Origin of the sequence: Noviherbaspirillum phoenicis (assembly GCF_047237965.1) — a bacterium.
Lineage (GTDB): Bacteria > Pseudomonadota > Gammaproteobacteria > Burkholderiales > Burkholderiaceae_D > Noviherbaspirillum_A.
On record NZ_JBDFLX010000001.1, the window covers coordinates 3,171,456 to 3,194,830 of the forward strand.

The window sequence follows — 23,375 nt, forward strand, 5'->3', positions numbered from 1 at the left end:
CCTGCGCAGTTAGAATGTCTGACCGCAAAAAATTGCCCACCTGCCAATCTCGAGCCATGCCTATCAGTCCGCGTCCCACCACCATTTTCCTGGCCATCCTGTCGTTGTGCGCAGCAGCGGCCGGCGTGCCGGCACAGGCGCAGACCAGCACGGCGACATCTTCCGATCCCACCCTGGGCGAGATCGTGGTCAGCGGCAGCCGCAGCGAGCAGCGGCGCTTCGATGTGCCCGGCGCGATCGATGCGGTGGAGGTCGATCCCATGCGGCTCGGTTCGCCGCTGGTCAATCTGTCAGAACTGATGTCGGCCGTGCCGGGCACGCAGGTGCGCAACCGGGAAAACTATGCGCAGGACCTGCAGCTGTCGGTGCGCGGCTTCGGAACCCGTTCCACCTTTGGCGTGCGCGGCGTGCGCATCCTGATCGACGGCATCCCGGCCACCATGCCGGATGGCCAGGGCCAGGCTTCGTCCATCAGCCTGACCTCGGCCAAGCGCATCGAACTGCTGCGCGGACCGCTGGCCCAGCTCTACGGCAATGCCGCCGGCGGCGTGCTGCAGGTGTTCACCCAGGATCCGCCGGTGTCGTCCACGCCGAAATTCGGCGTCGCCGCCGGCATCGGCTCGGACAACCAGCGCCATCTCGACCTGTCGGTCGGCGGCGGCAGCGAGACGCTGGGCGCGCTGCTCGACGTGTCGCGCTTCACCACCGATGGCTACCGCGACCATAGCGCCGCGGAGCGGACCCAGGTCAATGCCAAGGTGGTGGCGCGGCCGTCTTCCTCCACCCGCATCACCGGCGTGTTCAACAGCTTCGACCAGCCGCTGTCGCAGGACCCGCTGGGGCTGACCCGGTCCGCCTTCGGCAGCAATCCGCGCCAGGTGATTCCGGCTGCGATCCAGTTCAATACCCGCAAGACGATAGACCAGCAGCAGGCCGGCATCGTGGTCGAGCATGACCTGTCGCCGAGCGACCGCATCAATGCGCGCGTCTACGCCGGCCGGCGCGACGTGTTCCAGACCCTGTCGATGGCCGGCAATCAAAGCAACGCGCAGACCGGCTTCACCACTTCGGCCGGCGGCGTGGTCGACCTCGACCGCAGCTTTGGCGGCGTCGGCCTGAACTGGGTGCACAAGACCCGCCTCAACGACATGCCCCTGCAATGGACGCTGGGCGTGGAAGCCGACCGGTTGAAGGAAACCCGCAAGGGCTTCGTCAACAATGCCGGCACGCCTGGCGCACTGCGCCGCAACGAGGACGACACCGCGCGCAACCTGGACTACTTCGGCCAGATCGAATGGGCGTTTTCGCCGCAATGGCAGGCGCAGGCCGGCGTGCGGGTCAGCGAAGTGAAATTCTCGGTCAGCGACAAGTACACCGGCGATGGCCGCAATGACAGCGGCGACGTCACCTATCGCAACACCAGCCCTGTGCTGGGCCTGGTGTGGCATGCCAATGACAATGTCAATTTTTACGGCAACCTCGGCACCGGCTTCGAGACGCCGACCCTGGCCGAAAGCGCCTACCGCGCAGGCACCGCCACCGGCCCCAACTTCCAGTTGAAGCCTTCCAAGAGCAACCAGGCCGAGATCGGCATGAAGTCGCGCAGCGGCCGTCACACCCTGGACCTGGCGCTGTTCGCCACCCGCAGCCGCGATGAAATCGTGCCCGAGTCGGTGTCGGGCGGCCGCACCGTGTTCCAGAATGCAGACCGGGTCGAGAGGCGCGGCATCGAAGTCGGCTGGAAGGCCGACTGGGAGCAAGTCACCACCCGCCTGGCCTATACCCTGCTGGACGCCCGCTTCGACAGCGACTTCACCAGCACCACCGCCGCCGGCGCCAGGCAGAACGTGGCCTCCGGCAACCGCCTGCCCGGCGTGCCGCGCCATGCGCTGTATGCGCAGGCCGAAACCCGCGTCGCCGAAGCCACCACCCTGGCGGTTGAAATGCGCGCCGAGAGCAAGACCTGGGTCAATGACATCAACTCGGAAGCCGCGCCCGGCTATACCGCCTTCAACCTGCGCCTGGGCAAGGAGTTCCGCACCGCCGCCGCCCGTTTCTACCTGTTCGGCCGCGTCGACAACCTGTTCGATCGACAGTATGCCGGCTCGGTCATCGTCAATGACGGCAACGGTCGCTTCTACGAGCCGGCGCCCGGCCGCCGCCTGTTCGTCGGCCTGCGCAGCCAGTTCTGATGGCCTGGTTCGCGGTTTACCTGGGTGCCGGCGCGCTGGTGGGCGTGCTGGCAGGCCTCCTCGGCATCGGCGGCGGCATGACGCTGGTGCCGGTGCTGGCGGCCATCTTCACCCTGCAGGGCTATGCGCCCGACCATATCGTGCATCTGGCGCTGGGTACGGCGATGGCGTCCATCGTCTTCACCTCCGCTTCCAGCGTGCGCGAGCACTGGCGTCTTGGCGGCATCGACACCTCGATCTTCAAGCGCATGGCGCCCGGCATGGTCACCGGCAGCCTGCTGTCGACGCTCGCCGCCGGCTGGATTTCCCAGCGCCACCTGGCGCTGGCCTTCGCCGTGATCGTCTATGCCGGCGCCACCCAGATGCTGCTCAACCGCAAGCCGGCCGCGCACCGGCCGCTGCCGGGACCGCTGCCGCTGTTCCTCGCCGGCCTGGCCATCGGCACCATCTGCGGCCTGGTATCGGCCGGCGGCGCCTTCCTCAACGTGCCTTTCATGCTCTGGTGCGGCGTGCCGCTGCGCACCGCGATCGGCACCGCAGCGCTGCTGGGCATCCCGGTGGCCATGGTGGGCACGCTGGGCTACCTGGCATCGGGCTGGGGCATCGCCCAGCTGCCGCCGTGGTCGATGGGCTTCATCTTCCTGCCGGCGCTGGCCGGGCTGGTCAGCGGCAGCGTGCTGACCGCGCCGTTCGGCGCCCGCATGACGCACCGGCTGCCGGTGCTGGCCCTGAAACGAATTTTCGCCCTGCTGCTCTATGTGCTGGCAACCAAGATGCTGCTGACCTACTGGTAACCACGGCAGGCCGCGGCCGACTCCAACCACTGACATGGAACGATGATGATTCCCACCCTGGCTGAACTGCGCACCGCGCTCGATGAAGGACGCGCCACCTCGCTGCAACTGACCGATGCCGCGCTGGCGCACATCGCCGACCCGGCCGGCGAAGGCGTGCGGGTGTTTACCAAGGTGTATTCGGCGCAGGCGCGCGCCGCGGCCCAGGCTTCGGACCTGCTGCGCGGCGCCGGACTGGCCCACTCGCCGATCGACGGCCTGCCGATCTCGGTCAAGGACCTGTTCGACGTCACCGGCGACACCACGCTGGCCGGCTCGGTGGCGCTGCAGGGCGCGCCGGCCGCGACGGAACACGCGGTCATCGTGCAGCGCCTGCTGGCGGCTGGCGCAGTGATCGTCGGCCGCACCAACATGACCGAATTCGCCTATTCTGGCCTGGGTCTGAACCCGCATTACGGCACGCCGCGCAACCCGTGGGACCGGGCCACCGGCCGCATTCCCGGCGGCTCCTCGTCCGGCGCGGCGGTGTCGGTGACGGACCAGATGGCCGTGGCCGCCATCGGCACCGACACCGGCGGCTCGGTGCGCATCCCGGCCGCGCTGTGCGGCCTGACCGGCTTCAAGCCAACCGCGCGCCGGGTGCCGCTGACCGGCGCATTGCCGCTGGCAACCCGGCTCGACTCGATTGGCCCGATCGCCGCCAGCGTCGCCTGCTGCGCGCAGCTCGATGCGATCCTGGCCGGCCACGCCCAGCCCTTGCCCAAGCCGGCGCGGCTGGCCGGCATGCGCCTGGCCGTGCCCACCAACATCGTCCAGGACGGCATGGACAGCCATGTCGCAGCCTCGTTCCGGGCCACGCTGTCGCGCCTGTCGGCGGCCGGCGCCGTGCTGGAAGAAATCGTCGTGCCGGAGTTCGATGAACTGGCATCGATCAATGCCACCGGCGGCCTGAGCTCGGCCGAAGCCTGGACCTGGCATCGCGCACTGATCGAACGCGCTGGCGACCACTACGATCCGCGGGTGTTGTCGCGTATCCGCCGCGGCCAGAGCATGACGGCGTCCGACCTGCTGGAACTGCTGGATGCGCGCCTGCGCTGGATCGCTTCGCTGGAAGAGCGTATTGCCGGCTACGACGCGCTGCTGATGCCGACTGTGCCGATCATCGCACCTACGCTTGCCGAATTGACCGAGGATGAGGCCTATTACCGGACCAATGCGCTCATCCTGCGCAATCCGACCTTCATCAACTTCCTGGACGGCTGCGCGCTGTCGTTGCCCTGCCAGGAAGCCGCGACGGCGCCGGTGGGCTTGATGCTGGCGGCTGCGGGGGGACGCGACCGGGATGTGCTGGCGCTGGGGATGGCAATCGAGAATTGCCTGCGGGGCGGCTTTTAACGCCTGTCGTGTATCTCCGAAGGGGTACTGGCAACTCACGGGCTCCCTGCGCGCGGAGGCCATGGCAGGCGTCGGGTGACTCCCGTCTCTGGAAAACACCGCGGCGGCCTTGTTTCTTGCTCGAAAGCAAGCCAGGCAATGACAAGCGCTCTTTCCTCAGGAAGTGAGATTCCCGCCCGCTGACGATAAAACCCGGCCCAGGGTGGAAACCAGACTGGCAGCAGATTCCCTGCGCGCGACGAAATTGTCCACCGCTTTCAAATACCTGGCGAATTCAGGATCGTTTTGCGCATCCAGTTCTTCGTCCAAATCGCTCGTCGGGTCATCGGAAAACTGTTTGTAATTTTCCCTGATGTACCTGGCAAGCTCCAGGGCGATCGTCTCGTTTCGCTCGTTTCCTTTTCCGGACTGTTCCAAGACGAATTGAAAGAGAACGAACACGTCCCTGAGACTGGGCTTTCCTGCTTTTAATGCTTCGGCAACGAAGTCTGAAACAGTAACAGGGTCTTTTTTGGGGCGACGTTCCAGAGGGTGAACCCAAGGCGTGTTTGTCGGCTCGTCAGCAGGAAGGTCTTGCGGGAGGCGTTCAAGAAGCTTCTTTGTGATATCAAGGCTATTTTGGATTGCTTTCGTCAATACATACAAGGCATATTTTCTATTTGGTGTGCTCAATTTGATTGGATTGCTCTTTTCAATTAATAATTCAGCAATTTCCGGATTCCGTTTTTTTATTGCAACCAGCAACGCCGTTTTTCCAAAATCATCCTCGTGAGACAAGTCAACTCCGGCGTTGATCAGCAACCGTGCGGCTTCGATGTGACCATTATTAATGGCATACATGAGTGGCGAAGTCTTCTTTTTATCCACAGAGAGCACGCCTGGTGGATTATTCACAGGCAATAAAAAACTTTCAAATAATGTATAGATAATGTCAGATTTTTCGTTTTTCGCCACTCGAGAGAGAAGAAATTGCCATTCTCTTTGCATTTCTATTTTTTTAAACTTGTCTCCCAAGCAGGAATAGATAAGCGCGGAAGCAATTGCAGAGTTTTCTTCTCCCATCGTTTTCTTAAGAATCTTGACGATTTGTCCATATTTATTTTTTAAAACATTTTTAATCTTGTCTGAAAATTCTCCCTGAATTTTTGCCTTTTCGAGAATGTAATTTATTACTAAATCTTGTTGATAATCAATGGCATGTGACAGTGTCTCCCAGTCTATGGCCATCGTTTTTTCATGCTTTTGAATGGAATTATCGATCAAAAGACAAGCGATTTCCTGCTGCCCTGTTGCGATGGCGTGCCATAGAGGCGTGTGGCATTGTTCATTTCTTTGAGAGAGGCTGGCGCCAGCCTCGATAAGACAACGGCTTATAGCTGGTTTATTCTCGCTCAGGGAAAGGAAAAGTAATTTATTTTTGGTGAATTCATCCAAATTCTCTAATAGAGCCTTGTCGCTCAACCTTGGTAAAGTCAAGAACCTCGAGATCAAAACAGTATTTCCTTCGTTTACGGCTTTTTTTAAAGCGCTGGAAAATATGTTGTTTATCCCATAAAGAACTGGCGAGGCGAGCGCCTGTTCAATTGTATTTCTGTAGCTGGAATTTTCCAGGATTTTATCGAAAGCTTTTTGAAACCCAGTTTTGTCGGTGTGTTGAAAAATACCGTCAATCAATTCGATATTTTTCGTTTTGAAGGCAATTGCCAATGGGGTCGCTCTTTTTCCGTTACCCGAAACAATTGCGGATGCGCCATGTTCAAGCAGGAAAAGTGCACATTGGTTCGCCTTGAAATAAGCCGCTAATTCAAGCAGAGCCTGCATGAACGTCTCGATGAGTTTCGGTCTGGATGCTGCCGTCGGTGAAATAAAGAGGGATGATGTCGGTTTCGTGCCGCACTGATCGAGAAGGCTATTCGTCTGGTCTGCAGGTCTTTCCGATAAGGCAGGTCTGCTCTTTCCTGCCAATTTACTTGGACCATGATCATGGGTTGCCGGCGTGGCGCTTCCCCGTTTTATAGACTCACACGATTGGACGGACATGTTTTTTGGAAAGATAGGATGTAGCCGCTTGGAAGGAAAACTTCAATTGTTTGCCCCGATGGACTGGTCGCTTGTCGAAGACTGCTATTTGCAGGGAACAAATTCGCCGTAGCGTCAGATGGGTAATGAACAGGGCGACAGGGTTCCAGCCAGCGGCGCAGTAGGGGCCGAGACTAATGGGACTATCGTGCGATGCTGTTGTGATGCATCGCCATGATGCCGAGTGCCATCAGGAGGATCCATGCCGGCATTGTTGCCGTCTTCCATGGCAATCATCGCTTTGCTGCATGGTCTTCGCGCCAATGGCGTGCCACGGATGCTGGGGCGAATGTGAGCGTCAATGAAAAAAGCCGCCGTGTGAACGGCGGCTTTTCCGCAATGCGAATCGGGTGCTTACTTCATTGCCTTGGCATCGGCCTTGGCGTGGTCATATTGCGCCTTGGCGTCGGCCTTGGCTTTTTTCGCCGCGGCATCCGCGTCCTTCTTGCAAGCGCGCTCATCGGCGCCGCTCAGCTTCTTGCAGGCTTCCTTGGCAGCCTTCTCATCGCCCTCGGCTTTTTCCTTGGCGGCCTTGTAGTCGCCCTCTGCCATTTCCTTGTGCGCTTTCGCATCCTGCTTGGCGGCGTCGGCGGCAAAGGCCGGTGCAGTTGCAGCAAAAAGGCAGGCGGTCAGCAGGGTCAGTAACTTGTTCATGGGGCTCTCCTTGGGTTTTGATAATGGGAACAGACAGCTTAACTGTCGAGCGACAATCCATCGGTACGCTGAGTCACACAGTTATACCGATTGCCTGTCCGTTCCCGTCAAGCCAATCAGCCGCCGTGGTAAATGTTGAGCTGACCATTGGGATCGATCACCGAATTACGGTTGTCGACGCCACTGGCGCCCATGCCTGCGCCCGATCGGCCGGAGGAGTTCATGCCCATGCTGGAGCAGCCGGTCATTACCATGACGAGTAGAACCGCAGCAATTTTTTTCATCTTCTTTCTCCAAGTAATGCGTTGAATAACGCGGTAGTGGATGGACAAGAAGTCAAACGCGCGGTTCCGGGTGTCGCAGCGCAGCATGCGTGCCGTCAAACGCTTGCAGGGTGTCTGTCAGACACCCTGAAACGTTCACTTCCCGAGATGCTTACCGACCGCGTCGGCCGACGTGCCGACCGCCTTGACGGCGTCTCTCAACTGCTCTGCGCTGACGCCGAATTTCTTGCTCCAGTATTGCAGCTCCCATTCCTCGTTGACGTTGACGCGTGAGCGATCCTGTGGGCCGCGGTCATTCAGATTGTCTGCCATGATGCCTCCATGTCGTGATTAAAAAGACAAGTTCATGGTAGCAATGCGCCTGCACGATACCAAGGAAAGGCCGCCTCTTAATGCACCCTTCTTGAGCATGATCACCGGAAGAAGCGCATGGACGCTGCCGGCAGGCCCTCGGCGGCCTGGCCTCCTACTTTCCGATGCAGAACCTGCTGAAGATCACCCCCAGCAAATCGTCCGACGTGAACGCGCCCGTGATGCTGTTCAACCTGTCCTGCGCCAGCCGCAGCTCTTCCGCGAACAGGTCCAGCGCCTGGTCGTTCTGCGCCGCCAGCTCGGCTGCGATGTCGAGGTGCTCGCGCGCTGCCTTCAATGCGATCAGGTGGCGTTCGCGGGCCAGGTAGAGGGATTCGCCGGTCTGCTGCCAGCCGGCGATGCGCAGCAGTTCGGCGCGCAGCAGGTTCAGGCCGGTGCGGTCCGTGGCCGACAGGTAGATGTGGGTGGCGTCCGGCATCTGGTCCACCGTGGCGCGATGGCCGGACAGGTCGATCTTGTTCCACAGCCGGATCACCGGCACGCTGGCCGGGAACCGGGCCATGATCTGCTCGTCGGCCAGGGTCGGGCCGCGGCCGGCGTCCAGCATGTGCAGGATCACGTCGGCGTCGCGCACCGCGCCCCAGGTGCGTTCGATGCCGATGCGCTCTACCTCGTCGCTGGCGTCGGCGGCGTCGCGGATGCCGGCGGTGTCGATGATGTTGATCGGGATGCCTTCGATCTGGATGGTCTCGGTCACGCGGTCGCGGGTGGTGCCGGCGATAGCGGTCACGATGGCCACGTCAGACCCCGCCAGCGCATTGAGCAGCGACGACTTGCCGACGTTCGGCTGCCCGGCCAGCACCACGTTCAGGCCGTCACGCAGCAGCGCGCCCTGCGCGGCCTGTTCGAATACCTGCTGCAATGCCTCGCGTATCCTTGCCAGCTGGCCGCGGGCGTCGGACTTTTCCAGGAAATCGATTTCCTCTTCCGGAAAGTCGAGCGTGGCTTCCACCAGCATGCGCAGGTGTATCACCTGGTCGACCAGGCCGCGGATGACTTTCGAGAAGGCGCCGGACAGCGACTGCGAGGCCGACTTCGCCGCCGCCTCGGTCGATGCCTCGATCAGGTCGGCTACCGCCTCGGCCTGCGCCAGGTCCAGCTTGTCGTTGAGGAAGGCACGCTGGGTGAATTCGCCCGGCTGGGCCAGCCGCAGGCCGATCTCCTGCCCGGCTTCCAGGCAGCGCTGCAGCAGCATCTGCAACACCACCGGGCCGCCGTGGCCCTGCAGTTCCAGCACATCCTCGCCGGTATAGGAATGCGGCGCCTTGAACCAGATCGCCAGGCCCTGGTCGATCACGCTGCCATCGGCGTGGGTGAAGTCGAGATAGGTCGCATGGCGTGGCGTGAGCGCGCGGCCTTCCGGCAGGCGGCAGACGGCGCGCGCCACGGTGTCGATATGTTTGCCGGAGAGCCGCACCACGCCGATGCCGCCGCGTCCGGGCGCGGTGGCGATGGCGGCGATCGGGGTCGAGTCGGGATTCATGCGTTCCATAGTGCGTTATCGAAGGTTTACTCGGTTTCCATGAAAAAAGGCCCGGCGAAGCGCACGGGCCTTTGCTGCTACGACATGGCGCTCAGGTCAGGCCGCCTTCGGTGTCCCGATATTGCGCGTGATGACCCACTGCTGCGCGATCGACAGGATGTTGTTGACTACCCAGTACAGCACCAGGCCGGCCGGGAAGAAGAAGAACATCACCGAGAACACGATGGGCATGAACATCATTACCTTGGCCTGGACCGGGTCCGGCGGCGTCGGGTTCAGCTTGGTCTGGACGAACATCGAAACGGCCATCAGCACCGGCAGGATGAACCATGGGTCAGGCGCGGCCAGATCGTGGATCCAGCCCAGCCACGGCGCATGGCGCATTTCCACACTGGCCAGCAGCACCCAGTAGAGGGCGATGAAGACCGGGATCTGGACCACGATGGGCAGGCAGCCGCCCAGCGGATTGATTTTCTCGGTCTTGTACAGTTCCATCATCGCCTGGTTCATCTTCTGCGGATCGCCCTTGTGGCGCTCGCGGATCGCGGTCATGCGCGGCGTGACCAGCTTCATCTTGGCCATGCTGCGATAGCTCGCCGCCGACAGCGGGAAGAAGGCCAGCTTGATCAGGATGGTCAGCACGATGATGGTCCAGCCCCAGTTGCCCAGGATGTTGTGGATATGGGTCATCAGCCAGAAGATCGGCTTGGCGATGATAGTCAGCCAGCCATAGTCCTTCACCAGTTCCAGGCCGGGAGCGACCTTTTCCAGGGTTTCCGATTCCTGCGGGCCGGAATACAGCTTGGTGTCCATGCTGACCGTCGCGCCCGGCGCGATGGCGCCCAGAGGCAGGATGTTGCCGACGGCATACAGGTTGTTGTCCACTTTCTTGGTGAAGATCTCGCGCGGCGCCTTTTCCGGCGGCACGAAGGCCGAGACGAAGTAGTGCTGCACCATCGCGATCCAGCCATTGTCGGACTTGGTGGCATGGTTGTCCTTGCCGCTGCCGATCTTGTCGAAGGCCAGCTTCTGGAACTTGTCGGCTTCGGTGTAGACAGCCGGGCCTGTAAAGGTGCTGTAAAACTTGGAATCGCCCGGCAATGCGCCGCCATCGCGCAGCAATTGCTCATACAGCGACGGCGACACCGGCGCGCCGGAAACGTTGGTCACGTCATGCTTCAGGTCGATGGTGTAGTCGCCGCGATGGAAGGTGTAGGTCTTGGTCAGCTTTACGCCGCCCTGCTCGGACGTCAGCACCAGCTTGACTTCGTTGCCGCTGTCGAGCGTGCGCGGACCGGGCTGCACGGTGAATGGCGTGCGGTGGTTGGGGAAAGCGCCGCCGATCAGGCCGGTCTGGCCGAGGTAGGTACGTTCCGCGCTGGAATCGAACAGCACCACGTTCTTGGTCGGGTCCTGGGTGTCCTTGTGCTTCAGCAGTTCCAGGCGACGCAGTTCGCCGCCGATGCTGTCGATTTCCGCTTTCATCACGTCGGTGGTGATGGTGATGCGCTCGCCGGCAACCGCGGCTGGCGCGGCATTCGGCACGGCGGCCGGTGCGGCGCCAGGCACTGCTGCGGCGCCCGGCGCGGCGGCTGCGCCCGTGGCCTGCGGTACGGTGTTGGCTGCCGGTGGCGTGCCGGTGGTGCCGGTGGCGGTGGCCGGCTTGGCCTGCTGGGTCGCCGTCGGGAAGAACATCGATGGCTTGCCGGTGTAACGCAACCAGTTGTCCCAAAGCAACAGCATCGACATCGAGAATACAACCCACAGGACGGTGCGTTTGATATCCATATGTTTATTCATCAGTAATCAGCAATTCAGGAGTGAGCGGACGATTTCGCGGGAACCGGATCGAGCCCGCCCGGGTGCCAGGGATGGCATTTGCACAGGCGCCGCGCGGCCAGCAGGCTGCCATGGGCGGGGCCGTGCAGGCGGATGGCTTCCGCGGCGTAGTCGGAACAACTGGGATAAAAGCGGCAGTTCTGGCCCATGAACGGGCTGATGCCCAGCTTGTAGGCCCGCAGCAACATCAGCAGCAAGGGCTTCATGGCTGCGCTCCGCCCTGCTGGCGCAGCGGATGGAACAGGCGGGAGACTTCCAGGCGCAGCGCGGTCTTCAGCGCCGATGTGGTGGCCGGCCCGGCCTTGGTGTTGACCGGCTTGGAAAGCCGGACCACGCAGTCGACCGGGGGCAGCTTGCTCTGGCGGAACAGCTCCCGGGTGATGCGCTTGATCGCATTGCGGGTGACCGCGCGCGGCGCGAAGCGTTTGGCGACGACGACACCCAGGCGCGCATGCGCCAGTTCATTGGAACGCGTATACAGCACGAAATGCGCTGTACGCTGCACGGGCCGCAAACGAAAAACGGATGAGAACTCATCCGTTTTAATGATGCGCTTGTCGCGTGCGTAATCCTGAGGGCGTTCGCCGGTCACGCCAGCAGCGAGCAGTCAGGTGCCGACTTAGGCGGCGAGGCGCTTGCGGCCCTTGGCGCGACGTGCGTTGAGCACAGCGCGGCCACCGCGGGTTGCCATGCGTACGCGAAAGCCATGGGTGCGCTTGCGGCGGACAACGGAAGGTTGGTAAGTACGTTTCATGTTGGTTCTCGCTATTGAGCAGAAATACGGAAAAAGAAAATAGGGCGGAAAGTTCGCAAGCTGCAACCCCGGCGCCGCTGGCGTCGACTTCAGCCACAGCAGGCGCTTGCGGAGCCTGCAGCCGCCACAACATCGACGCTGCTGGCAGTGAACCCGTGATTAAACAGCAGTTTGCGCTTGTTTGTCAATCACTTAGCCTCATATAGATAAGCATGGTGAAATGCGCAAGGCAGTCGCTCAGATCGCCTGCCTGTGGATAACTTTGGCGGTCGCGGGTAGAATACACCAATTCGAAGTCCGCATTCCCGCGATAAACAAACGCAGCCTGGGCCATCGCATCACCGGTCCCGCGCTACTCAATCAGACGATTCATGGAAAATTTCTGGCAGACCTGCTCCGCGCAGCTGGAGCAGGAACTGACGCCTCAGCAGTTCAGTGCCTGGATCAAGCCGCTCGCCCCGCTCGATTTCGAGGAAGGCCGCCTGCGCATTGCCGCGCCGAACCGTTTCAAGCTGGACTGGGTGAAAACCCAGTTTGCCAGCCGGATCAGCACGCTGGCGGCGCAGTTCTGGGAAGAACCGATCGAGGTGCAATTCGTGCTGGACCCGCGCGTGGGCAATGCCCGCCGGGCGGCCGAACAGGCCGGGCCGACCACCACCTCGCAGGTAGCGCCGCGCGAGCGCGACGGCATGCAGTCCGATGCCGAAGTGCGCGAGCCGGCGGCCGACCTGGCCGACTCCCCGCGCCGCGAGCAGAGCAAGATCAACACCGCGCTGACCTTCGAGAGCTTCGTTACCGGTAAGGCCAACCAGCTGGCGCGGGCGGCGGCGATCCAGGTCGCCAACAATCCGGGCATTTCCTACAACCCGCTGTTCCTGTATGGCGGCGTGGGCCTGGGCAAGACCCACCTGATCCATGCGATAGGCAACCAGGTGCTGGCCGAGAATGCCAATGTGCGCATCCGCTACATCCATGCGGAACAGTACGTGCGCGACGTGGTGACGGCCTACCAGCGCAAGGGCTTCGACGATTTCAAGCGCTATTACCACTCGCTGGACCTGCTGCTGATCGACGATATTCAATTCTTCGGCGGCAAGAGCCGCACCCAGGAAGAATTCTTCTATGCATTCGAGGCGCTGATCGCGGCGAAGAAGCAGATCATCATCACCAGCGATACCTATCCCAAGGAAATCACCGGCATGGATGACCGGCTGATCTCCCGCTTCGACTCGGGTCTCACCGTGGCGGTGGAGCCGCCGGAGCTGGAAATGCGGGTCGCCATCCTGCTGAAAAAGGCGGCATCGGAGGGCGCCAACCTGTCCGACGACGTGGCCTTCTTCGTGGCCAAGCACCTGCGTTCCAACGTGCGCGAGCTCGAAGGCGCGCTGCGCAAGATCCTGGCCTACTCGCGCTTCCACGGCAAGGAAATCACGATCGACGTGGTCAAGGATGCGTTGAAGGATCTGCTGTCGGTGCAAAACCGCCAGATCTCGGTGGAAAACATCCAGAAGACGGTGGCCGACTTCTTCAACATCAAGGTCGCCGACATGTATTCGAAGAAGCGGCCGGCCAACATCGCGCGGCCGCGCCAGATCGCGATGTACCTAGCCAAGGAGCTGACGCAGAAGAGCCTGCCGGAAATCGGCGAGCTGTTTGGCGGACGCGACCACACCACGGTATTGCATGCGGTGCGCAAGATTGCCGCGGACCGCAGCAAGAGCCCGGAATGCAACCATGAGCTGCATGTGCTGGAGCAGACATTGAAGGGCTGACGCGCTGCCTGCGCGGCTGTGGATAAGCCGGCGCAGGCAGTGCAGCTTGCAGACAACACGCAGCATGCAACACTTAACACGCAACACAAACCGGCAATCGGAAATACGCAGCAAGCAGTGCATGCAGACGACGCCTGCATGAGATGAGATAGGCAGCATCAACAAAACCGAACCAGAACCAGGATTCTGATCAACCATAAGGAAAAGCCATGCAATTGGTCAAAACTCACAGGGACACGCTACTTCGGCCACTGCAAGTCGTGAGTGGTATTGTCGAGCGTCGGCATACGCTGCCGATTCTGGCCAATATCCTCATCCGCAAGGACGGCGAGCGGGTGTCCTTCCTGTCGACCGATATCGAAGTGCAGATCACCACCCATGCCAACGTGGGCAGCGGCAGCGACATTGCCGCCACCACGGTGGCCGCGCGCAAGCTGCTCGACATCCTGCGCGCGCTGCCGGACGGCGACGATGTCGCGCTGTCGCTGGCCAACAAGCGCATGACGGTACAGTCGGGCAAGTCGCGCTTCGCGCTGCAGACCCTGGCCGCCGAGGAGTTCCCGACGGTGGCCCAGGCCGAGCAGTACAGCGCCACCGTGACCCTGCCGCAGAAAACCCTGAAGCACCTGTTCAACATGGTCCATTTCGCGATGGCCCAGCAGGACATCCGCTACTACCTCAACGGCCTGCTGCTGGTGGTCGACGGCAAGAACGTGATCGCGGTCGCCACCGACGGCCACCGGCTGGCGTTCTGCCAGGTCGAGGTCGACCAGGAATTCCCGCGCCAGGAAGTAATCATCCCGCGCAAGACCATCATCGAACTGCAGCGCCTGCTCGAAGAGAGCGACGAGCCGGTGCAGCTCGACATCGCCGGCAACCAGGTCAGGCTGACCTTTGCCGACATCGAGCTGGTGTCCAAGCTGGTGGAAGGCAAGTTCCCCGACTACACCCGGGTCATTCCCAAGGGCTACAAGAACGACTTCACGATCGACCGCGACCGCCTGCTGCGCTCGCTGCAGCGCGCCGCCATCATGACCTCCGACAAGTTCAAGGGCGTGCGCTGCGTGATCAGCCCGGGCAGCATGAAGATCAGCTCCACCAACGCCGACCAGGAAGAAGCGGTCGACGAACTCGAGATCGATTACGGCGGCGACAGCATCGACATCGGCTTCAATGTCAGCTACCTGCTGGACGTCCTCAACAACCTTAAATGCGACAACGTCAACATCGCGCTCGGCGACGCCAATTCATCGGCCCTGATCACGATTCCGGACAATGCCGATTTCAAGTATGTCGTAATGCCGATGCGTATCTGATGACCGCCGCGAAGCGGCGGCCGGGGGCCCTGCGCGATTGCCGCGGGGCGCAGTACCTCATGTTGTCCAGCACGATGGCAGTCGCGGGACATGCAAGCCTTGCCTGCATGTCCCCTGCCCCATTTGAACTCCGTTTCGATTTTTAGCAGCATCCGTTTTTTAGAAGGCAGCCATGTCCGCGATTCCAACTGAACCGACCAAAGAGCCACAAGCCAACCAGTACGGCGCATCCTCCATCCAGATCCTGGAAGGCCTGGAAGCCGTGCGCAAGCGCCCGGGTATGTACATCGGCGACACCTCCGACGGTACCGGCCTGCATCATCTGGTGTTCGAGGTGCTGGACAATTCCATCGACGAATCGCTGGCCGGCCACTGCACCGAGATTCACGTCACCATCCACGCCGACAATTCGATCTCGATCACCGACAACGGCCGCGGCATCCCCACCGGCATCAAGTGGGACGACAAGCACGAGCCCAAGCGCAGCGCGGCCGAGATCGTGATGACCGAGCTGCATGCCGGCGGCAAGTTCGACCAGAACTCGTACAAGGTCTCGGGCGGCCTGCATGGCGTGGGCGTGTCCTGCGTCAACGGCCTGTCCAAGCTGCTGAAGCTGACCGTGCGGCGCGATGGCAAGCAGCACTACATGGAGTTCGTGCGCGGCGTGCCGCAGAACCGCGAACTCGAAACCATCGACGGCGTGCTGGTGTCGCCGATCAGGGTCACCGGCGAGACCGACAAGCGCGGCACCGAGGTGCACTTCTGGGCCGACGAGGAAATCTTCACCCATGTCGAATTCCATTACGACATCCTGGCCAAGCGCATCCGCGAGCTGTCCTTCCTGAACAACGGCGTGCACATCAGGCTGTCGGACCAGCGCACCGGCAAGGAGGAAGTGTTTGCCTTCGAAGGCGGCACCCGCGGCTTCGTCGAGTACATCAACAAGGCCAAGAACGTGCTGCATCCGACCATCTTCCAGGCCACCGGCGAAAGGCTGTCGGACCAGAACACCAACATCAGCGTGGACGTGTCGATGCAGTGGAACGACGCCTTCAACGAGCAGGTGCTGTGCTTCACCAACAACATCCCGCAGCGCGACGGCGGTACCCACCTGACCGGCCTGCGCGCGGCGATGACCCGCGTGATCAACAAGTACATCGATGAAAACGACTTTGCCAAGAAGGCCAAGGTCGAGATCGCCGGCGACGACATGCGCGAGGGCCTGACCTGCGTGCTGTCGGTGAAGGTGCCGGAGCCGAAGTTCAGCTCGCAGACCAAGGACAAGCTGGTGTCGTCCGAGGTGCGCGGCCCGGTCGAGGAAATCGTGGCCAAGACCCTGGCCGACTACCTGCAGGAAAAGCCGGCCGACGCCAAGATCATCTGCGGCAAGATCGTCGAAGCCGCGCGTGCCCGCGAGGCGGCGCGCAAGGCGCGCGACCTGACCCGCAGGAAAGGCGTGATGGACGGCCTGGGCCTGTCGGCCAAGCTGGCCGACTGCCAGGAAAAGGACCCGGCGCTGTGCGAACTCTACGTGGTCGAGGGCGACTCGGCGGGCGGCTCGGCCAAGCAGGGCCGCGACCGCAAGTTCCAGGCCATCCTGCCGCTGCGCGGCAAGGTGCTGAACGTGGAAAAGGCGCGCTTCGAGAAAATGCTGTCGTCCGAGCAGATCACGACGCTCATCGCCACGCTGGGCACCTCGATCGGCGCCGATGAATTCAACATCGACAAGCTGCGCTACCACCGCATCATCATCATGACCGATGCCGACGTCGACGGCGCCCACATCCGCACCCTGCTGCTGACGCTCTTGTACCGGCAGATGCCCCTGCTGGTCGAGCGCGGCCATGTGTATATCGCGCAGCCGCCGCTGTACAAGGTCAAGCATGGACGCGACGAGCGCTACCTGAAGGACGATGTCGAGGAAGCCGGCTACATGATGCAGATCGCGCTGCATGACGCGGCGCTGGTGCCGGCCGAACATGCCGAGCCCATCACCGGCGACGCGCTGGCCGAACTGGTACGCCAGTACAACACCGCCAATGCCATCATCATGCGCCTGACCCGCGCCATCGACAGCGCGGCGCTGTCGGCCATCATGACCGGCGTCACCCTGAAGCTAGACAGCGTGGCCGATGCCGAAGCCTCGGCGCAGGCGATGCGCGACGCGATCAAGGACCCGAGCGTGGAAGTGGTGGTGCGCTCCGATGAACTGTCGGACAAGCACATGCTGCGCATCCAGCGCATGCACCATGGCAATGTGCGCGTGTCCGTGATCGATGCCGACTTCATCGACAGCCCCGACTACGCGGTGCTGTCGGCGGCGGCGGCCACCTTCCGCGGCCTGATCGGTCCGGGCGCGCTGGTGCGCCGGGGCAGCGGCGAGAAGGTCAGGGAATCGGCCATCACCGACTTCCATCAGGCCATGGCCTGGCTGCGCGACGAGGCCGAGCGCGGCGTGTCCAAGCAGCGCTACAAGGGCCTGGGCGAGATGAACCCCGAGCAGCTGTGGGAAACCACGATGGACCCGAAGGTGCGGCGCCTGCTGAAGGTGCAGATCGAGGACGCCATCGCGGCCGACCAGATCTTCACCACCCTGATGGGCGACGATGTCGAGCCGCGCCGCGCATTCATCGAAATGAATGCGCTGCAGGCTGGCAATATCGACGTTTGATGGGTTCTGTAGCGGGAACCATAATGTGAGATTTTGGGAAGCATCCATTGAGACATTTATCGGCGGATGTGCCTCGATAGCTCAGATTGATGGCGTCTAGCCCACCGTGACTCCGTAAATAATGACGGCCGCCTCATTGAGGTGGCCGTCGTTCTTTCAAGCCACGAAACAATCCTGACCGCACACGTCACAATATAGTCTGGACTGCATTGGGAGGCTCGTTCACAAGCTTCGGAGTGCGTGTTTCTCTAAGCACTCTTCAGAATCGATGGTCTCGGTACAGGTCCGAAATGACTTGCTGTATCGGCCATAACCAAAAATATTTAATTTCCATAAGCGGCAGAAATGCGCCTCTTCGTACGGAATTTGGGGCCAAGGGGCGGAAATGTGCCGCTTACGGTGATTAGAAGCTTCGCCGACTGTTTGACCGCCAAGCTTAGGTGAGAACAGATATTAGGGCTGAACGCCAAGGTCAAAGACGTCATCGCGAAGTTATATAGGCCGGCACAAGGCACGCAGGCTATCGCGATTTCTCGAGCAGGCGCCGAACGCATTACCTAGATGCAGCAACACCGAATAAGATTGCCGAAAACCTACAGACCGTGGCTTGTAATCCTTCCCCGGCGTAGGTTATTGAGCTGGCAGAATGCGTTGATAATCGGCCGTAAGCGGAATTACCTGTGCTCGCCCGACCCAGGATTGGGATGCCGTCATGAAGCTATGGTGATATGCCCAATGGGCTACGCGAGTCATCGTAGAACTGTCACATACGAAATGACTACCCAGCTCGTTCGCCAACACCGTTCCTTGACGCTCGTTCCTGTCGCACCATTTTTCCAAATGCACGGTGGCCGCCAGCAAATCTCGCTTATCGCTATTGCAAGTCTTATGGGCCAGAACGAAGTTATGTGCCAAGTCTCTCGGATAACGAGCCCAAGGGATGAAATGGTCTACCTCGCCCGTATTGCGCAGTGCGCCTTGGCAGTAGAAGCAGGTATCCGACTGAATCTCCCTTAGCACCGGCCGAGCAGTCGCCAAATTGGCGCGACTCGTCCCGAACAGCGCCTGCTCCAGGTCTGAAGCCTCGCCGATGACTGTGGCGTTGTTCGGATTGGCTCGAATATGGTTAATCCACGCGCTGCGCGCCAACTGCTGGACCAGTCCCTGAAAACGCCGCAAGTTGTACATCACACCCGGCAACAGGCGGATACTCGCGCTTGGTCCAGGGACATACAGAAAATTCACTTCTTGCCGCCGCAAGATTTGTAGGCGCCATAGCGGCATCTCCTTTAGCAGAGCCACCGTTTTCCGGAGAGCGTTGGGCCATTCCGTTGAGGCGCGCGCTTTGGGGAGCGTGCCATGGCGGCTACGGATGTCGTTCAGGAGCAAAACCGTGGCCGCCTGACGGCCATTGTTTTGCATGAGTACGCCAACCTGACCACCGGCGGTGTACGGTATCACTTGAGGCCAATACAACTCCAGAAATTTATCGGCAATGGCCGCATACGACAGGTCAAGTGTGTCACCGGAATCAGTGCCATGTTCCACAGCCAACTCAGTCAGTGCCAGCAATAGCGCAAACTTGTAGGTGGCAACGAATTCGCCTTCTTCGAACAGGCGCTGGATATGGTCAAGGAAGGAGAGTTGTTCCTCCGAAGACGGGATTGCCATCATGGTTAGCGATTGCTCCAATAATCGGCTTTTTCCGCAATTACCCAGCGGACCCCGCCTTGTGGGTCGGGTAAGTCGCCTGCGTACCGGGGAATCAGATGCATGTGGAGGTGCATTACAGTTTGGCCCGCGGCTTGGCCATCATTGATGCCAATGTTGTAGCCCGCAGGGGCAAATTCTTTATCCAAATCGATTTTTGTTTTATCGAGTAGCGCAAGGAGCGCGCTTCGCTCATCCAAAGTCGTGTCAAAAAAAGACCCGATATGTCGGCGCGGAATAATCAGTGTATGTCCAGGGCTGACAGGAAATCCGTCCCGGATTGCAATTGCGAATTCATTCTCAGCGATGATTCTTGCCGTAGGCAGGGTGCAAAAGACGCAAGGCATGGCATGCAATTTGGTTGAAGAGGGTGAATAAGTTACTGACGTAAAAACTGCATTTTCTCATTGTCGAGTACGGAATCCATTTCCCATGCCACAACTTCTATAAAGCGCAATTCCTCTTACGAGCAAGTATAGCTACGGCAATGCTTTCACAGATTCCTTGACTCGTTCCACATTGCCCGGTACTACGTTGATTTGGAACGCGCCCACCTGAGCTATCGAACGAGCTGCGGAATGGCACTCCATGATTTATGCCAAGGAATAGCGCTATGTGATGGGGGACATGACCTGCGCTTTAGCGAGCTTGTCGCAGCGGGCCCTGTCCACCACGGCATAACGTTCGAGCAGAAATCATTTTCTTGAGTGACGGTTTACGAGCACTGAATTTCATGGTTCCTCTCCTGGGCACGGCGGTTGCCGATAAAGCGTCCAGCGCTAATTTTTAACATTAACGCCCGGAAGGAACTCAATTTCAGTGCGGGGAACCAGCTCGCCATATGGAATGGGACGTCCAGCACGTGCCTCGTTCGTGTTTTCAATCCAATGGGCCCAGGCTCGACCTGTCGTCGCGTCATAAACAAGCTTATATAAATATTTCGGTACCCAGGCCTTTCCCGGAGCAATCGTCTTCGGCGTCCCATCAAATACCGGGCCGGTAATGACGTACACATCACCCTTCGCAACGGGTCGGAAACGGCCCTTGCCAAACTTACGGTATCGGCCATAAGCGGTCGTTCAACTCATCGCTTCTATATCTGCTTCAGGGCGGGAGTTGTCGTCCAGTCCGTGTTCCTCAGCGACTCAATAGTCCAGAAAGATTGCGCAAAATCAGGGGCGCCATTACTGATGGATTGAGTCCTTTGATCAAAGCCAAATTGATCACCGTGTCAGCGACTGCTTGAGGACGCACGGCTACTCCATTGCTCTGCACAAAGGGGCCATCAGTCTCGGTCAGAATGCGTTCAACGGGCAATTGCTCGACCAACGCACGGTGACGAGGTCCCTTAAGCATTTCCGAGTTAACTGAAAAATAGCAGCCGAGGTCGATCGCACGCCTCGCCTCGGACAGGGAACCTGTAAACCAATGCAGCACTACCCGGCCTCGTCCGAGCGGTAGACTTTTCTCGACATGTCCCAGCACCTTCGACGCTGATCGAACGCTGTGTACGGTCAAAACCTTGTCACCGTGTTCGGCACACGCCCTCAGCACACGCTCAAATACGCGCTCCTGTGCCGCAAAACTCTTGTAGAACCGCGGACTCGCATCTAGGCCGACTTCTCCGACGTACCTGGTCTCGCTCAAGAGGCTCTCAAAAAGTGCGATCTCCGATTCTCGCTCGCCAACGAGTTGTGGGTGCAGCCCCAAGGCAACGCGAACGTGCTTGGCGTGCGCGGCCATGTCCCGATTCCGAGCCCACGCCTTCGGCGTGGTCGTAACGGTCAACGTCGCGACGCCCTCTCGATCGCATTCCTCGATCAGTGCGGCGTGGTCTGGGTAAAGGTCAAGGTGACAGTGGAAATCGACCCAATTGGGCTTTACAGGGGCCGTCGCGTTCACAGAGGCTCTGCCCTCACGCCTTCGAGGAGCCGGGCAACCTCCTCGAGACCCGCGGCATAGACATTCATATAGGCGGGAAGCTCGTTGGGGTGATCGGAAAGCGGCCCCGGCCTATGAATGTCGAAGCGCGCACGTTCCGGCCGTGAGCGCAACCGCGAGATTGCGAGTTGGAACGACCGGACATGGTTGCCCTCGGCCCGCTCGGAATCGAGGACCTGCGCATGTAGATCCGGAACTTGATATGGCGTGTCATCGTCGATTCTGCCTTCTAGGAGCGAAGCTCGACGGATCAGGCACGGCACGCAGTATCCACAATGCTTGGGCTGGCGTTGACTCTCTTCTTTTGCGAACCGTGTCTTCCCCGGCGACGAGCAGGACATGGTGTTCTTCGCCTGCGTTGCCAGAAATTCGCGCTCAGCGCATCCGAGCGCCATTTGGCCCTTGGTCATCAGACCGTACCGGTTGTGCAAACGTGAGCGAAGACCAAGCCTACTTATAAGTTCGTTCACGCGCGCCATGTAGAAGGGATGCGTGGTCCGGGTACTCAGCGCCCCGAGCCGAAGAGGGTCGAGTGGAACGTTCAATGAAATCAGGCCGTTCTCCGGCACGTGGATCGTCACGTCGTCACCCACTGCATCGGCGGCAAGGGCAGCCAGCGCAAAGAACATGAAGGAGCGGCCGCGGAGCGTGTCCTCGACCGGAGACTCGTCGACGGTATCCTTGGGGAAGCCGACTCGGGCCCGAATGTGGCTGAATTCGGCTTCGGCATATTTGGCCTTGAGAGCCTCGGCGCAGATCGTCTGGTGCTGACTGGTAATGCCATCCCAGTAGTGACTCACTAGCAAAGGCGTTTCGGCAGCTGCGAACAAGTCGACCGCGCCGATGAAGCTGTCGAGCCCACCCGAAAAAAGACACACGCAAGTGGGATTCGCTGTTCGAAGGCTTTCGGTTGGCGGCACAAGAATTCCTCGTGAGCTTGGTCGCGCTCGGAATCGAAGGGTCCATTTGTCTCCGGTCAAAAAATCAAGCGTCGTATGCAGGAGAGGCGTGACGGCCTCCCAGAGTGTCGGCTCCACCACCGGCACGCTGATTTCGATTTCTCGCGTCCAGCCGTCCTGTGCTTCTGTCTCGCGAGAAATTCGCGTGTCCGCCGCGGTGACGGTCGCTGCGAGCAAGGCGAAATCAACAGCTCGCTCGCTCGGTGACAGGCCAAGCGCATCGAGCTGCTCAAGCGCTTGCCCAAGGCCGAAGCCCAACCGCTCATAGCTATCGAGGAAGTCGATCTCTGTGACGTGAGCCTCAGGGCGAGCGGGTGTAACGGGTGCATCGTCGGACGCCCCCAGTCTGCTCACCAAGGTATGTTGCCTCATTGCGCATCCTCTCCTGCGTCGGCGATCAATTGAAAAGCAGCCTCATAGATCTCATTGGATCTCTGCTCGACCTCCCGGTCCGTCAACTGATCGACACCTGTCAACAACCCGGAAAGATGGGCCCTGCAACAACCGTTGATGAAGTCCCGAAGTTGTTCGTGGGTTCGCTCAACCGACTCCACGTCAGCGGCGAGCGTGATGCCGCGAGATCCGATGTCGGCAATCACTCGCCCTTCGATCGATAGCGAGACGAAATCAAGGAAAAATTCGCGCAACTGCTCGGGCGTGAGCTGACCAAATTCAGCCGGGCCTGCACCGTCGAGATTGCCAATCGCCTCGAGCATCGCTTGCCTCGAAATGGCTTCATCGATGGCTCCGCCCGGTGGGCAAAGGAACTCCAGCATGAAGAGGAAGACTTCGGTGGCCGGCCGGTCAACCATGCGATCAAGATCGAGACGACGCAGAGTGTCCAATGCGCCGATCCGCTGGAAGTCCCTGACGACGCCCAGAAGTCTCGACCCGGTCGCTCGGGACGCCCCCATTCGTTGCGCCGCCCTGCCCGCACCACCGCTACCGCCTCCACTCACGCGACCGTTGCCGCCCCGTACATACCCGGCCAGTGCAGCGCCGAGCGTGCTGCTACTGCCATTCTTCGAGAAGCGGGTGAAGGCCGTCCTTGCCCCGGTGAGAGCGCCGCTGCCGGGCGCCTGGGACACCGAAACTCCATCGGAACCGTCTGCGCCGTCTCCACCTGCGTCACCGCTGTCCTCGGCATCTCCATTGCCGCC

At 60.5% G+C, this 23,375-nt stretch carries 20 protein-coding genes and 1 pseudogene; 6 read left to right on the top strand and 15 right to left on the bottom strand.

Translation table 11 applies throughout. The features are described 5' to 3' along the window. Positions 1 to 56: 56 nt before the first annotated feature. The 3 genes from ABC383_RS14255 to ABC383_RS14265 are packed head-to-tail and all read left to right on the top strand — an operon-like array spanning position 57 to position 4,381. Positions 57 to 2,192 (top strand): TonB-dependent receptor family protein, encoded by a 2,136-nt coding sequence (locus ABC383_RS14255; RefSeq protein ID WP_413014811.1) that lies wholly within the window; start codon positions 57 to 59, stop codon positions 2,190 to 2,192. Further along, positions 2,192 to 2,986, top strand: coding sequence for a sulfite exporter TauE/SafE family protein (locus ABC383_RS14260; protein WP_413014812.1), 795 nt, complete (start codon positions 2,192 to 2,194; stop codon positions 2,984 to 2,986). The genes ABC383_RS14255 and ABC383_RS14260 overlap by 1 nt, the downstream gene beginning before the upstream one ends. Before the next feature lie 45 nt (positions 2,987 to 3,031). Then, a complete protein-coding gene (locus tag ABC383_RS14265) occupies positions 3,032 to 4,381 on the top strand; it encodes an amidase (RefSeq protein ID WP_413016372.1) in 1,350 nt (449 codons plus the stop codon). 156 nt (positions 4,382 to 4,537) lie between these two features. On the opposite strand, the gene ABC383_RS14270 is transcribed toward ABC383_RS14265, so the two are convergent. From ABC383_RS14270 to rpmH, 9 genes are all read right to left on the bottom strand, one after another. Next, complete coding sequence (locus tag ABC383_RS14270; RefSeq protein ID WP_413014813.1) at positions 4,538 to 6,421, bottom strand: ankyrin repeat domain-containing protein; 1,884 nt, start codon at positions 6,419 to 6,421, stop codon at positions 4,538 to 4,540. Positions 6,422 to 6,814: 393 nt separating this feature from the next. Then, positions 6,815 to 7,114 (bottom strand): hypothetical protein, encoded by a 300-nt coding sequence (locus ABC383_RS14275; protein ID WP_413014814.1) that lies wholly within the window; start codon positions 7,112 to 7,114, stop codon positions 6,815 to 6,817. A 116-nt stretch (positions 7,115 to 7,230) separates the two neighbouring features. Next, positions 7,231 to 7,398 (bottom strand): hypothetical protein, encoded by a 168-nt coding sequence (locus ABC383_RS14280; protein ID WP_194714416.1) that lies wholly within the window; start codon positions 7,396 to 7,398, stop codon positions 7,231 to 7,233. 135 nt (positions 7,399 to 7,533) lie between these two features. Continuing rightward, positions 7,534 to 7,710, bottom strand: coding sequence for a DUF3606 domain-containing protein (locus ABC383_RS14285; RefSeq protein ID WP_413014815.1), 177 nt, complete (start codon positions 7,708 to 7,710; stop codon positions 7,534 to 7,536). A 154-nt stretch (positions 7,711 to 7,864) separates the two neighbouring features. Next, positions 7,865 to 9,253, bottom strand: coding sequence for a tRNA uridine-5-carboxymethylaminomethyl(34) synthesis GTPase MnmE (mnmE, locus tag ABC383_RS14290; RefSeq protein WP_413014816.1), 1,389 nt, complete (start codon positions 9,251 to 9,253; stop codon positions 7,865 to 7,867). A 96-nt stretch (positions 9,254 to 9,349) separates the two neighbouring features. Then, positions 9,350 to 11,041, bottom strand: coding sequence for a membrane protein insertase YidC (gene yidC, locus ABC383_RS14295; RefSeq protein WP_413014817.1), 1,692 nt, complete (start codon positions 11,039 to 11,041; stop codon positions 9,350 to 9,352). Positions 11,042 to 11,067: 26 nt separating this feature from the next. Further along, complete coding sequence (gene yidD, locus ABC383_RS14300; RefSeq protein WP_413014818.1) at positions 11,068 to 11,298, bottom strand: membrane protein insertion efficiency factor YidD; 231 nt, start codon at positions 11,296 to 11,298, stop codon at positions 11,068 to 11,070. After that, positions 11,295 to 11,684, bottom strand: a complete 390-nt coding sequence (gene rnpA, locus ABC383_RS14305; RefSeq protein ID WP_194714411.1) for a ribonuclease P protein component — start codon at positions 11,682 to 11,684, stop codon at positions 11,295 to 11,297. Before rnpA ends, yidD begins: the two co-directional genes overlap by 4 nt. Positions 11,685 to 11,711: 27 nt before the next feature. Beyond that, on the bottom strand, positions 11,712 to 11,846 hold the full coding sequence (rpmH, locus tag ABC383_RS14310; RefSeq protein ID WP_011872825.1) for a 50S ribosomal protein L34: 135 nt from the start codon (positions 11,844 to 11,846) through the stop codon (positions 11,712 to 11,714). Between the two features lie 371 nt (positions 11,847 to 12,217). Between rpmH and dnaA the strand changes: the two genes are divergently transcribed. From dnaA to gyrB, 3 genes are all read left to right on the top strand, one after another. Beyond that, positions 12,218 to 13,618, top strand: a complete 1,401-nt coding sequence (gene dnaA, locus ABC383_RS14315; protein WP_413014819.1) for a chromosomal replication initiator protein DnaA — start codon at positions 12,218 to 12,220, stop codon at positions 13,616 to 13,618. A 209-nt stretch (positions 13,619 to 13,827) separates the two neighbouring features. Next, positions 13,828 to 14,934: a DNA polymerase III subunit beta gene (gene dnaN / locus ABC383_RS14320; protein ID WP_413014820.1), complete on the top strand. Its 1,107-nt coding sequence runs from the start codon at positions 13,828 to 13,830 to the stop codon at positions 14,932 to 14,934. A 172-nt stretch (positions 14,935 to 15,106) separates the two neighbouring features. Then, positions 15,107 to 17,605: a DNA topoisomerase (ATP-hydrolyzing) subunit B gene (gyrB, locus tag ABC383_RS14325; RefSeq protein ID WP_413014821.1), complete on the top strand. Its 2,499-nt coding sequence runs from the start codon at positions 15,107 to 15,109 to the stop codon at positions 17,603 to 17,605. Positions 17,606 to 18,235: 630 nt separating this feature from the next. Here the strand turns inward: gyrB and ABC383_RS14330 are convergent. The 6 genes and pseudogenes from ABC383_RS14330 to qatB all read right to left on the bottom strand — a co-directional run bounded on the left by ABC383_RS14330 (position 18,236) and on the right by qatB (position 23,303). Further along, entirely contained in the window at positions 18,236 to 19,279 is a 1,044-nt protein-coding gene (locus tag ABC383_RS14330; RefSeq protein ID WP_163967546.1) for an HNH endonuclease, read from the bottom strand. 2 nt (positions 19,280 to 19,281) lie between these two features. Further along, positions 19,282 to 19,662 (bottom strand): HIT family protein, encoded by a 381-nt coding sequence (locus ABC383_RS14335; RefSeq protein ID WP_205609866.1) that lies wholly within the window; start codon positions 19,660 to 19,662, stop codon positions 19,282 to 19,284. A 432-nt stretch (positions 19,663 to 20,094) separates the two neighbouring features. Beyond that, positions 20,095 to 20,340, bottom strand: a pseudogene (locus tag ABC383_RS14340) (DNA/RNA non-specific endonuclease); the annotation flags it as partial. Between the two features lie 112 nt (positions 20,341 to 20,452). Continuing rightward, entirely contained in the window at positions 20,453 to 21,217 is a 765-nt protein-coding gene (gene qatD / locus ABC383_RS14345) for a Qat anti-phage system TatD family nuclease QatD (protein ID WP_163967549.1), read from the bottom strand. Next, a complete protein-coding gene (gene qatC, locus ABC383_RS14350; RefSeq protein ID WP_163967550.1) occupies positions 21,214 to 22,587 on the bottom strand; it encodes a Qat anti-phage system QueC-like protein QatC in 1,374 nt (457 codons plus the stop codon). Before qatC ends, qatD begins: the two co-directional genes overlap by 4 nt. Beyond that, complete coding sequence (gene qatB / locus ABC383_RS14355) at positions 22,584 to 23,303, bottom strand: Qat anti-phage system associated protein QatB (protein ID WP_205609867.1); 720 nt, start codon at positions 23,301 to 23,303, stop codon at positions 22,584 to 22,586. Before qatB ends, qatC begins: the two co-directional genes overlap by 4 nt. Positions 23,304 to 23,375 lie beyond the last annotated feature (72 nt).

What these genes read in the sequence shown, in the direction of transcription:
- ABC383_RS14255 (WP_413014811.1), top strand. Translation starts at nt 57, where the DNA reads ATGCCTATCAGTCCGCGTCCCACCACCATTTTCCTGGCCATCCTGTCG.
- ABC383_RS14260 (WP_413014812.1), top strand. Translation starts at nt 2,192, where the DNA reads ATGGCCTGGTTCGCGGTTTACCTGGGTGCCGGCGCGCTGGTGGGCGTG.
- ABC383_RS14265 (WP_413016372.1), top strand. Translation starts at nt 3,032, where the DNA reads ATGATTCCCACCCTGGCTGAACTGCGCACCGCGCTCGATGAAGGACGC.
- ABC383_RS14270 (WP_413014813.1), bottom strand. Translation starts at nt 6,421, where the DNA reads ATGTCCGTCCAATCGTGTGAGTCTATAAAACGGGGAAGCGCCACGCCG.
- ABC383_RS14275 (WP_413014814.1), bottom strand. Translation starts at nt 7,114, where the DNA reads ATGAACAAGTTACTGACCCTGCTGACCGCCTGCCTTTTTGCTGCAACT.
- ABC383_RS14280 (WP_194714416.1), bottom strand. Translation starts at nt 7,398, where the DNA reads ATGAAAAAAATTGCTGCGGTTCTACTCGTCATGGTAATGACCGGCTGC.
- ABC383_RS14285 (WP_413014815.1), bottom strand. Translation starts at nt 7,710, where the DNA reads ATGGCAGACAATCTGAATGACCGCGGCCCACAGGATCGCTCACGCGTC.
- mnmE (WP_413014816.1), bottom strand. Translation starts at nt 9,253, where the DNA reads ATGAATCCCGACTCGACCCCGATCGCCGCCATCGCCACCGCGCCCGGA.
- yidC (WP_413014817.1), bottom strand. Translation starts at nt 11,041, where the DNA reads ATGGATATCAAACGCACCGTCCTGTGGGTTGTATTCTCGATGTCGATG.
- yidD (WP_413014818.1), bottom strand. Translation starts at nt 11,298, where the DNA reads ATGAAGCCCTTGCTGCTGATGTTGCTGCGGGCCTACAAGCTGGGCATC.
- rpmH (WP_011872825.1), bottom strand. Translation starts at nt 11,846, where the DNA reads ATGAAACGTACTTACCAACCTTCCGTTGTCCGCCGCAAGCGCACCCAT.
- dnaA (WP_413014819.1), top strand. Translation starts at nt 12,218, where the DNA reads ATGGAAAATTTCTGGCAGACCTGCTCCGCGCAGCTGGAGCAGGAACTG.
- dnaN (WP_413014820.1), top strand. Translation starts at nt 13,828, where the DNA reads ATGCAATTGGTCAAAACTCACAGGGACACGCTACTTCGGCCACTGCAA.
- gyrB (WP_413014821.1), top strand. Translation starts at nt 15,107, where the DNA reads ATGTCCGCGATTCCAACTGAACCGACCAAAGAGCCACAAGCCAACCAG.
- ABC383_RS14330 (WP_163967546.1), bottom strand. Translation starts at nt 19,279, where the DNA reads ATGATGGCAATCCCGTCTTCGGAGGAACAACTCTCCTTCCTTGACCAT.
- ABC383_RS14335 (WP_205609866.1), bottom strand. Translation starts at nt 19,662, where the DNA reads ATGCCTTGCGTCTTTTGCACCCTGCCTACGGCAAGAATCATCGCTGAG.
- qatC (WP_163967550.1), bottom strand. Translation starts at nt 22,587, where the DNA reads ATGAGGCAACATACCTTGGTGAGCAGACTGGGGGCGTCCGACGATGCA.